12 protein-coding genes are annotated in these 9,104 nt (G+C 45.9%); 5 read left to right on the top strand and 7 right to left on the bottom strand.

Annotated elements, in window-relative coordinates:
• Nucleotides 1–141 precede the first annotated feature (141 nt).
• Nucleotides 142–1,467 carry a transposase gene (locus QUB26_RS07605; RefSeq protein ID WP_333243578.1) on the bottom strand — a complete coding sequence of 442 codons (1,326 nt, stop codon included), beginning with the start codon at nt 1,465–1,467 and terminating at the stop codon, nt 142–144.
• 323 nt (nt 1,468–1,790) lie between these two features.
• A complete protein-coding gene (locus QUB26_RS07600) occupies nt 1,791–2,000 on the bottom strand; it encodes a hypothetical protein (protein WP_332999805.1) in 210 nt (69 codons plus the stop codon).
• Between the two features lie 172 nt (nt 2,001–2,172).
• Between QUB26_RS07600 and QUB26_RS07595 the strand changes: the two genes are divergently transcribed.
• Entirely contained in the window at nt 2,173–2,370 is a 198-nt protein-coding gene (locus QUB26_RS07595; RefSeq protein ID WP_332970604.1) for a helix-turn-helix transcriptional regulator, read from the top strand.
• A gap of 73 nt (nt 2,371–2,443) precedes the next feature.
• Here the strand turns inward: QUB26_RS07595 and QUB26_RS07590 are convergent, their stop codons facing one another.
• The 3 genes from QUB26_RS07590 to QUB26_RS07580 all read right to left on the bottom strand — a co-directional run bounded on the left by QUB26_RS07590 (nt 2,444) and on the right by QUB26_RS07580 (nt 5,213).
• Entirely contained in the window at nt 2,444–3,088 is a 645-nt protein-coding gene (locus tag QUB26_RS07590; protein WP_333317353.1) for a Uma2 family endonuclease, read from the bottom strand.
• Between the two features lie 113 nt (nt 3,089–3,201).
• Entirely contained in the window at nt 3,202–4,845 is a 1,644-nt protein-coding gene (locus tag QUB26_RS07585; protein ID WP_333317351.1) for a WD40 domain-containing protein, read from the bottom strand.
• A gap of 161 nt (nt 4,846–5,006) precedes the next feature.
• The gene (locus tag QUB26_RS07580; protein WP_333254278.1) at nt 5,007–5,213 is read right to left on the bottom strand and encodes a hypothetical protein; all 207 of its coding nucleotides are present in this window, start codon (nt 5,211–5,213) and stop codon (nt 5,007–5,009) included.
• A 189-nt stretch (nt 5,214–5,402) separates the two neighbouring features.
• On the opposite strand from QUB26_RS07580, the gene QUB26_RS07575 reads away from it, so the two are divergent.
• Nucleotides 5,403–5,750, top strand: a complete 348-nt coding sequence (locus QUB26_RS07575; protein WP_333243590.1) for a DUF2442 domain-containing protein — start codon at nt 5,403–5,405, stop codon at nt 5,748–5,750.
• A 107-nt stretch (nt 5,751–5,857) separates the two neighbouring features.
• Here QUB26_RS07575 and QUB26_RS07570 read toward each other — a convergent pair whose 3' ends face one another.
• Nucleotides 5,858–6,556: a pirin family protein gene (locus tag QUB26_RS07570; RefSeq protein WP_333243592.1), complete on the bottom strand. Its 699-nt coding sequence runs from the start codon at nt 6,554–6,556 to the stop codon at nt 5,858–5,860.
• 116 nt (nt 6,557–6,672) lie between these two features.
• On the opposite strand from QUB26_RS07570, the gene QUB26_RS07565 reads away from it, so the two are divergent.
• Both QUB26_RS07565 and QUB26_RS07560 read left to right on the top strand, forming a co-directional pair.
• Complete coding sequence (locus tag QUB26_RS07565; RefSeq protein ID WP_333243595.1) at nt 6,673–7,011, top strand: helix-turn-helix domain-containing protein; 339 nt, start codon at nt 6,673–6,675, stop codon at nt 7,009–7,011.
• Nucleotides 7,012–7,081: 70 nt separating this feature from the next.
• Nucleotides 7,082–7,480, top strand: a complete 399-nt coding sequence (locus QUB26_RS07560; protein ID WP_333243598.1) for a DUF4112 domain-containing protein — start codon at nt 7,082–7,084, stop codon at nt 7,478–7,480.
• Between the two features lie 298 nt (nt 7,481–7,778).
• Here QUB26_RS07560 and QUB26_RS07555 read toward each other — a convergent pair whose 3' ends face one another.
• Nucleotides 7,779–8,801 carry a low specificity L-threonine aldolase gene (locus QUB26_RS07555; RefSeq protein ID WP_333243601.1) on the bottom strand — a complete coding sequence of 341 codons (1,023 nt, stop codon included), beginning with the start codon at nt 8,799–8,801 and terminating at the stop codon, nt 7,779–7,781.
• Nucleotides 8,802–8,883: 82 nt separating this feature from the next.
• Here QUB26_RS07555 and QUB26_RS07550 point away from each other — a divergent pair, with 82 nt between their 5' ends.
• Entirely contained in the window at nt 8,884–9,096 is a 213-nt protein-coding gene (locus QUB26_RS07550) for a DUF2997 domain-containing protein (RefSeq protein ID WP_333243604.1), read from the top strand.
• Nucleotides 9,097–9,104 lie beyond the last annotated feature (8 nt).

Raw genomic sequence — 9,104 nt, 5'->3', positions numbered from 1 at the left:
GGGACGCCTGTTCCACGAAGGGGAGAGTCCCGCCCGATCGGGGGGTCGATCGAATTTATGGCGAAATTTTTAATTTGATTTTGTCTTCCAGTGTAGTCTGGCAAGAACCAAATCTATCATAAGGGTCGATCGGACTGTCAACTACCCAGCATCAAGCGGAGTACCGCTATGATGTGGGCTTGTATCTGAACTCCACCGCAATTCCGAAAACCTTTGTAGGATTTGGGCTTTGGTTTCACCGCTCGATACATCAGGGGATGCTGACAAGCTCCCCGTGCTCATCCAGTCTTGCCGGACAAGCAACGCTCTCATTGCAATATTTCGCGCACCAACCAAATCAGCGTGTAACTCATGACTACAACATTCGCATCGAAACAATAGTCCTTTGTTTGGTCTATTAGCATCCGAACTATGTCCACATTTAGGACAACTTTTCGATGTGTCATGAGCCGGAACTTTAGTTGCTAACGAACCATTTAGATTGGCTTTGTAGTCGATATACCCGTGCAATTCGGCATAAGACCATTTAGCTTTATTTCGATTAGCTCTACGTCTCTTTTTGCTTGCCTTCCTGCCCGATTTCCTCCTAGTCCTGTCCCGTATTCCGGTGAGGTTTTCTAGTCCAATTAGGGTGTTAGGTTTGGCAATATCCTTACTGATCAGGTGGTTTACATCAGCGATAAACCGTCTTTCTTTCCCAGACAAAGCGATTAGTCTTCGCTTCGCTGAACGAGTGTCTTTACGCTGAAGAGTCATCCGTGCTTTATGGTAGCGGTTAGCTTTATGTCTAGCATTCTTCCCTGAGTAGAATTTAGCCTTATTTTGCAAGTCTATTTCCACCGCTAAGTAGCGCATACCCACGTCAACACCAGAGACTCTAGTTATTTTCAGTGGGTCAATCTTAGGCGTTTCTATTTCGATACTTACCATCAGATAGTATATCTTGGAGGAACGCTGATAGACAATTTTAGCCGCTCCAATCCTGGCACCATTAGCAATTAAATCTAAATGCTTATTGTAACCATCATACGAGACCACTATTCGACCTTGGAGAGTGATGATACTCACTTGCCTCTCGGCTTTAAAAGAGTAGTCACGTTGATAATTTAGGGTACAAGTTCGAGATATATATTTGGGGGCTTTGTCTAGCCCTTTATACCGTCTCTTCGTGTAGCCTTTAGCAATAGCATCGTTAGATTGTTTTACCTTAGTCCACAGAGTCTTATAGGTTCCAGACACTTGTCTGGGTACATTGCAAGCCATTTGCGCTCCCAGCCCAAATCGAACCCGCAATTCGTTGTAGACCGCTTTCTGTAACTTAGCACCATTGCTGGTTTTGCCTGCATCAAAAGCAACTTGTGAAGTGTAATTCAAGGCATCTCGGTAGGCTAAAGCAGTCTGAGACACCAAAGCTTTTTGCTCGGCAGTCAGTTTTAGTTTTAGCTTGGCGGTGATTACTTGGGACATTATTTTCACGAACTTTGGTATTATTGTATCTCGTGAAGATAGTAAAAACAAGGGGCAGGATCAGGAATCTGTTCGTTCTTCGACCACCCCTTCCCGTACAACATCTAAAGATTGTCGGTTTTGGTCAGGGGTGGATCTCTTCACTCACGCGCATTCCTTCCGACGCTCACGCCCTGCGGTAGAGCGCGGGACTCCTGCTGTCTAGTTGAAGCAAAATGCTAGGTAGTAGGGTGCGGCGCGGGGAAATGATTAGCCGATGTACATCGAATCGCTACCAACCGACGCACCCTACCAGTAGAGTCCGTGCCTACCCGAACCCTCTACTAGCTGCCTTCGATGTTGTTAGGCGCTGTTTCTAGGTTGATATCGGCATTAAAAACAATCACAAATTGAGCCTTGGGGATTAACTGCCGGACGATCCGCAGATAGCCGTCAGCATCGGAATGCCTGAAAAAGTGGGCCACAGTGATTCGCTGCATATTGGGAAGCAGGCGAACAACCAACCACCTGTTAAGGCGCTGTTTGTAGGGCATAATTAAGTTTGTCTCCATTCAGTGTTGGAGCCAAAGCCAGTTCAATGCTTGTCTAGGGCGCGGACTGGCTTTTGACTTTTGTTAGACTTTGTGTCTATCTCTAGGTTATGACACCAACTACATATAGTCAACTGAATAAATAGAATAAACTGAACTAAGTACGGGACATATAATGACGCTGGGGCAAAAGCTAAGAGAAAGACGTGAAAGTCTAGGTTTGACTCGAATACAAGTGGCAAGAGCGTGTAATGTGGTGGAATCCACAGTAATCAACTGGGAAACCGACAGACACGTCCCCAAGCTATACCCAGCACAGATGAAAGCCCTGTGCGACTTATTGAAATTCTCGATCGAAGATTTAGTAGTTTAGCTTGGGGAGTTAAGATCGAGTAGGTTGGACAATCGCGCTTTTTTGCAGAGAGGGCGATCGCTTTCTATTTGGATTACTGCTGAAATTGAGCCAACAACCAAGCCCCTACCTGTGCTTGATCTTCTGTGCGACTCCGCCGCAAAGCCTCTTCCAACACAGCAATAGTTAATCCCGGCAAAACTTCCGATCGCACAAGCCGCCGACTGCCATTATCAGCAATAATAGCAAAGGCAATAATTTGAGATTTCTGCACGTCTACTACCCAATATTCAGCAACTTTTAACTCTTCGTAAAGCAACCGTTTTTCACCAATATCATCAGCCAAAGTTGAGTCAGCAACTTCTATGACTAAATCTGGCGGTGGGGTAACGTCAAGACTTGCGATCGAACTTCCCCTCGGTGCTAATTGCGCTCTTTCTCCAATATAGTATGATACATCCGGTTGACACTCTCGGACTTCTGTTTTCCGGTAGCTACATTTATTTAATCCGTTAACAGAAATACCTTTGATAGTACAAAATAGGTTAATTGCGAAAAGTGCGATCGCATTATCCTGTGCACGATCTGGCCCTACTGACATAGTTTCAATCCTCATTTGTCCGTTGCGGTAATAGCATTTGGCTTTACTGTAAGCTGGGTCATCTGCCATCGCGATGAATTCTTCCCATGTCGCTACCACCCAGATATCAGTTGGCAATTTAGTCTTTAGTCCACTCATTTTTTTATCCCAAATATCTCGATCGTATAACACCACTCAATCAAATGCAAACCCTGTTCTCTCTACTCTTCCTCTGCGCCCTCTGCGCCCTCTGCGGTTAAATAAAAAAAATCTCAACTCCTTTTCCAAATCTTAATTTCCCCCAACCAACCCGCACTAACAATAGTCTTACCGTCGCTGCTAATCGCCACAGCGCTAACGTAGCCAGAATGACCGCTCAAATTACCTCTCAAATCCCCCGATCGCACATCCCAAAGTCTCACACTCTTATCCCAACTCCCACTAACCAGCGTAGTGCCATCCCGACTGAATGCCACCGACCAAACCCCGTCAGTATGCCCGCTTAAACGCCGAATTAACTGCCCGTTTCCGGCATTCCACAAACCGATTGTGCCGTTGCTATTTCCCGCAGCTAAACTCTTGCCGTCAGGAGTAAAAGCTAGCGACAAAACAGACAAGTTTTTGCCGCTAATCGTGCGAATTGCTTGACCGCTAGCTAAATTCCACAACCTAATTGAACCGTCTTTGCTGCCGCTAGCTAAAGTTTTGTTGTCTGGACTAATTGCAACAGCATTCACCAACCCAGAATGCCCGGTCAAAGTCCGCAGCAACTCTCCTGTTTTCGGGTTCCAAATCTTAATCATTTTGTCCCAACTACCGCTGGCTACAAATTGACCGTCGGGACTAACGGCAACGCTCGAAACTGCATTGGAATGCCCACTCAAAGTGCGTATAACCGCACCAGTTTCTAAATTCCAAATTTTCACAGTTTTGTCGTCGCTGCCGCTAGCTAACACCTTGCCATCTCCACTCGCTGCCAGGGCGTTTACGGCTTCCGTGTGTCCTTGCAGGGTCGTTTTTAATTGCCCGCTGGGAAAATTCCAAACAGAGATTGTGCCGTTGCTATTTCCTGTAGTAAAATAAGCTGAAGCTAGGGCAAGGGAACTGACAACTTCCGAAGGCCCTTTGAGGGTATTTGTAGCAGCAAAGGCGATCGCACTTGCGGGCGTGCGAGGCGCATTATTCGCCGGAGTTTTTGAGTTCCCGGCAGTAGGAGATTGGGGAACTACTGGCAGGGAAATAGTCGATCGCCATTTCATGAAAGTATTAATTTCTATCCCCGCCGCCACAATTTTATCAGAGTTCTCCTCTAACCTGACAATGCCGTTAATTGCGACAACTCGGCCTGCGTCATCGAGCACCGGCCCGCCGCTCATTCCCGCTCTCACTAAGTTGTTGTAGACCAAAGTATAACCGTTCCAGGGAGTTTGGCGGCCGGTAAGCTGACCTTCCGTGGCGATGAAAATCGGTTGTCTCAGAGAACCGCCGGATATCGGCCAGCCAGCGACATAAGCTTTGTTTCCCTTAGTTGCTGCGGCATTGGCTAATTGAGCCAGGGGGTAGCTTTGAGTGCTGCTGAAAGGTACGACGGCTAAATCCATCCCTGGCACTCGCCGCACGAGGCTGTAGTATACAGAGTGAGCTTTGCCGTCGGGAGTTACGACCTCGTAATCCCCAGCTTTATCGACAACGTGCCAGTTTGTGAGAATATAGTATGTGCTGCCTTGTTTCTCTAAAATTACTCCCGAACCGCCTTTTGGCCCCTGGATGCGAACAGTAATTTGTTGGGCAACAGTTTTAACTTTGTCGGCGGTTAATGCGAGGGCAATTTGAGGTGATGTCAGTGGGATGAGGGCGATCGAACTCAGGGCGATCGTAGCACTCAAAATAGCCGGAATTGTTCTGCTGTAATTCATTATTGTGTCAATTTAACATACCCACATATCAACTGACGGAAAAGTTATCCGGTTTGTGGCATATTTACGGTTGACAACGCCAAAATGCCTGCGCGATCGAACTTTCGACATTCGCACAAGCCTAAAAATATTTGACACAGCCCTCTGGCTAGCAGAAAAATTTAGAATCGGGAACCGCACCTAGCCTCAACAATAGCAACTGGCTGATCTCTATTTTGTTGTTGGCAAATGATAAGTTTAGCAAAACGCTGCTGGGAATATTCCCCATTAGCCATCCAGCCGATAGGTGCGCCCGCGAGTGCGCCAACTGCTAAACCAGTGATCAGGCTCCCAATAAGATGCTTTCTGGCGATCGGGTTTTGTTGCATAAAAATTTATCCTAAACACTTAACTTTAGCAAAAATATCACAAATAAAATTTACTTTCTTCCTCCTATTTACTTATTTCCTAAGTAGTAACCCATGATTAAGTATCATGTCCTTCACAGTCCGCTTAACACAATCCCATGCGGCAATAATCAAGTATCCAAACTTAACAAAACCGATGGCAAGAAATATATGGTATTTAGAAACTGGGACAAAGAGTTAACTGAGGAAAATCTCCGAGATCAAATAGCAAAAGCCAAGCAAGCATGGAAAAACGCTGAGGCTACAGAACCCCGCGCCGAATCAGTGCAGTATAACCAGTCGGAAGATTTAATAGTTATCAAGCTGAAAAACGGCGCTATTTTTTCTTTTCCGCCAAAGCTGGCACAAGGCTTAGAAGCTGCTTCACCAGAACAACTTGCTGATGTTTGGCTGCCGCCTTCCGGTAGTAGCGTGCACTGGGAAAGCTTAGATGTTGATTTTGGCATTCCCGAACTTGTAGCAGGTATTTTTGGGACAAAATCTTGGATGGCTGATTAATTTATTAGTCCGCGAAGGCGGACTTCGTTTTTGTAGTAGCGGTTTCAACCGCCGAGTAATTTCAAATCCCCGACTTCTGGGAGAAGCCGGGGATTTCGTATGCTATTCTATGCCAAATCAAACAGCAAAAATTCAGCATCTTCCGTAGCTTCAATCACCACCTCAGCCTCCCCGCTAACCGCCGCAGCGTCGCCATTTTGTAAAGTCAAACCGTTGAGCACAACCGAGCCGCGAGCAACTTGCACCCAAGCATGGCGATTCGGCTGCAAAGCATAAGAAACCCGCGAGTCTTTATCCAAAACAGCCGCATACAAATCCACATCTTGATGCACTTTGACAGCACCATCTCTCGCATCTCGTGCCGCTACTAAGCGTAGTTTTCCGCGCCTTTCTGCTAAAGGAAACTCCCGCTGCTCGTAACTCGGCTGCAAGCCTTTTGTATCGGGTAAAAGCCAGATTTGCAGCAAATGAACCGGGTCTGTTTGCGAGTTATTGAACTCGCTGTGCTGGATACCTGTACCTGCACTCATCCGCTGCACTTCACCGGGTTTAATCACTGCACCAGTACCCAAACTGTCCTTGTGTTCTAATGCTCCTTCTAATACATAAGTAATGATTTCCATGTCGCTGTGTCCGTGAGTGCCGAAACCTCTGCCGGGGCTAACGACATCCTCATTAATTACCCGCAAAGAGCGAAAATTCATATAATTTGGATCGTAATAGCCGGCAAAAGAAAATGTGTGGTAACTGTCGAGCCAACCGTGATTAGCGTGTCCTCTTGCTTCACTTTTTCTAATGGTAATCATTTGCTGAATCCTCAGTGTAATTTATCGGGTGTTTCTGTGATGTTTTTATTTTAAACCGAGTCAAGTTATTATGGATAGTACGCACTTAAAAGTGCGATACTTACCAAAAAGATACTATGCAAGTCCAAGAAGTAAAGGTCGATCGGGCAAATTGCCCTGTAGAACGCACTCTAGAGGTGATAGGCGGGCGCTGGAAAGTCTTGATTCTGCGGGAGTTGTTTCCAGGAGTGAAGCGCTTTAACGAGCTGCAACGAGCTGTCAACGGCATTACTCAGAAGATGCTGACGCAGCAACTGCGGGAAATGGAATCAGACGGGATCGTGCATCGGGAAGTTTACCTGCAAGTGCCGCCAAAAGTTGAATATTCGCTAACGTCTTTGGGCGAAAGTCTCAAACCGATTATTAATGCCATGCACGAATGGGGAATTCAGCATATTAGCGAAGATGGAAAATGAGCGGTTTCTAGATGGTTTTTTCCGTCTTCCGACAGATTTCAAATTTTAAGCCTAGTTCAACAATAATAATATGAACAAAATAGAGCGTCTCGCCACCCTCAACCGCATCCGCAAACTCAGCCGCTTAATGGATACCGCCATTGGCATCCCCGGTACTAAATTTCGCATTGGTTTAGATCCCATTATCGGTTTAGTTCCGGGTGCTGGGGATATCGTAGATACGGCGTTTTCCGCCTACCTAATTTATTTAGCAACTCGATTCAACATTCCCCAAAAAACTCTAGGGAAAATGGTTTACAATATCGGTCTAGAAGCCGTTGTTGGCTCAGTACCTTTAGTCGGAGATATCTTCGATGCTTTTTATAAATCAAACATGAGAAATCTGGCGCTTTTAGAAGCACACCTCGAAGAAGTTGAACCCGAACTAGCCGCAGTTGCAGAACCTATTCCTGAACCTATTAAATTGTAGGCGCGGGTTTCACCAACAATAATTGTAAATAACCAACAATCTCTCGAACCCGCCCCCATCAAACGAAAAATCCTGCGCCTATTTTTCGCATTTAAAATGTAGGGGCGGGTTCACAAACAATAATTGTAAATAACACACAATCTCTCAAACCCGCCCCCACCCAACGAGAAATGCCGCGCCTATTTTTGCATTTAATATAAATCAAGGTTGATGTGGATTATTTGTTAGGTGGGTGCGGGTTTCTTAGATTGTTCATAGCTGGCCGGTATTATTTGTAAAACCCGCCCCTACATTTTAATCATTGATGTCGTTTAACCGCTTCCACCAAAGCAATAACATCCGCTTCCAAAGTATTAAAAGCCGTTACCAGTCTAACAGTACATTCATCCCACCGATAAAACAGAAAGCCCTCCGCTAAAACCGCTGTAATTATCGATTCGGGAAGTTGAATAAAAATCTCGTTTGCTTCAACCCGATGGCAAAACTTCGCTCCCTCAACACCTGCCAACCCTTGCGCCAACTTAGCTGCCATATTATTTGCATGAGCCGCATTTTTCAGCCACAAATCATCCGTTATATACGCTTCCAACTGTGCCGATAAAAACCGCATTTTCGAGAAAAGATGGCCGCTGCGCTTGCGGTAAAAAGGGAAAGTCTTTGCTAATTCTTGATTAAAAAATACCACAGCTTCCGCAGCCATCGCGCCGTTTTTTGTTGCTCCAAACGATAGAATATCTACACCAGCGCGCCAAGTGACATCAGCAGGAGAACAGCCAAGACTGGCGACAGCATTGGCAAAGCGAGCTCCATCCATGTGCAGGTGCAAATTGTGAGCGCGAACTACTTCCGAAATGTGCGAAATTTCTGCTGGATTGTAGACTGTGCCGGCTTCCGTTGCTTGAGTGATGCTGACGGCTGCAGGCTGTACGTGATGGACGATACCTGCACCAGCGCGATCGAGTATTTTTCCTAAAGTCTCTGGCTCTATTTTACCATGATTTCCTGTTACTGTAACTAACTTGGCACCGCCTGTAAAAAACTCCGGCGCGCCGCATTCATCTAGATTAATATGAGATTCCGCGTGACAGTAAACAGCGCCGTAAGGAGGAGTAACAACCGCCAGGGCCAAAGCATTAGCAGCCGAACCGGTAGCAACCGGAAAAACAGTCACCGATGTCTCGAACAAATCCGAAAATTTAACTTGCAAACGCTGTGTATATTCATCATCTCCGTAAGACATCACAGCACCGGAATTAGCCGCTGCTATCGCAGCCAGAATCTCCGGCGAAACCCCGGTTGCATTGTCGCTACAAAAATTCATTAGAATAATTGGTAAATAGAATCTATAATATAACTCAACACTCAACAGTCAACACTCAAGCATTAAACCAAGAGGAAGAATTATGGCAGAATACCGCCAAATAGAATACCGCATCGGCAAAGACGGCAAAATTACCGAAACCGTCCTCAACGCCACCGGTTCTAGTTGCACCGAAACCACCGCCGGAATTGAAAAAGCCCTCGGCAAAGTAGAATCTCAAGACTTGCTGCCAGAATATTACCAAGGCGAAGAAAATGTGATCGTTGAACAAACGCAGACTTTAAAACAAGTTTAGAAGAGTTA

The sequence above is a fragment of the Microcoleus sp. B4-C1 genome (genome assembly GCF_036705285.1).
Lineage (GTDB): Bacteria > Cyanobacteriota > Cyanobacteriia > Cyanobacteriales > Microcoleaceae > Microcoleus.
This window is presented reverse-complemented; position numbering and strand designations above follow the sequence as displayed.

What these genes read in the sequence shown, in the direction of transcription:
- QUB26_RS07605 (WP_333243578.1), bottom strand. Translation starts at nt 1,467, where the DNA reads ATGTCCCAAGTAATCACCGCCAAGCTAAAACTAAAACTGACTGCCGAG.
- QUB26_RS07600 (WP_332999805.1), bottom strand. Translation starts at nt 2,000, where the DNA reads ATGCCCTACAAACAGCGCCTTAACAGGTGGTTGGTTGTTCGCCTGCTT.
- QUB26_RS07595 (WP_332970604.1), top strand. Translation starts at nt 2,173, where the DNA reads ATGACGCTGGGGCAAAAGCTAAGAGAAAGACGTGAAAGTCTAGGTTTG.
- QUB26_RS07590 (WP_333317353.1), bottom strand. Translation starts at nt 3,088, where the DNA reads ATGAGTGGACTAAAGACTAAATTGCCAACTGATATCTGGGTGGTAGCG.
- QUB26_RS07585 (WP_333317351.1), bottom strand. Translation starts at nt 4,845, where the DNA reads ATGAATTACAGCAGAACAATTCCGGCTATTTTGAGTGCTACGATCGCC.
- QUB26_RS07580 (WP_333254278.1), bottom strand. Translation starts at nt 5,213, where the DNA reads ATGCAACAAAACCCGATCGCCAGAAAGCATCTTATTGGGAGCCTGATC.
- QUB26_RS07575 (WP_333243590.1), top strand. Translation starts at nt 5,403, where the DNA reads ATGGTATTTAGAAACTGGGACAAAGAGTTAACTGAGGAAAATCTCCGA.
- QUB26_RS07570 (WP_333243592.1), bottom strand. Translation starts at nt 6,556, where the DNA reads ATGATTACCATTAGAAAAAGTGAAGCAAGAGGACACGCTAATCACGGT.
- QUB26_RS07565 (WP_333243595.1), top strand. Translation starts at nt 6,673, where the DNA reads ATGCAAGTCCAAGAAGTAAAGGTCGATCGGGCAAATTGCCCTGTAGAA.
- QUB26_RS07560 (WP_333243598.1), top strand. Translation starts at nt 7,082, where the DNA reads ATGAACAAAATAGAGCGTCTCGCCACCCTCAACCGCATCCGCAAACTC.
- QUB26_RS07555 (WP_333243601.1), bottom strand. Translation starts at nt 8,801, where the DNA reads ATGAATTTTTGTAGCGACAATGCAACCGGGGTTTCGCCGGAGATTCTG.
- QUB26_RS07550 (WP_333243604.1), top strand. Translation starts at nt 8,884, where the DNA reads ATGGCAGAATACCGCCAAATAGAATACCGCATCGGCAAAGACGGCAAA.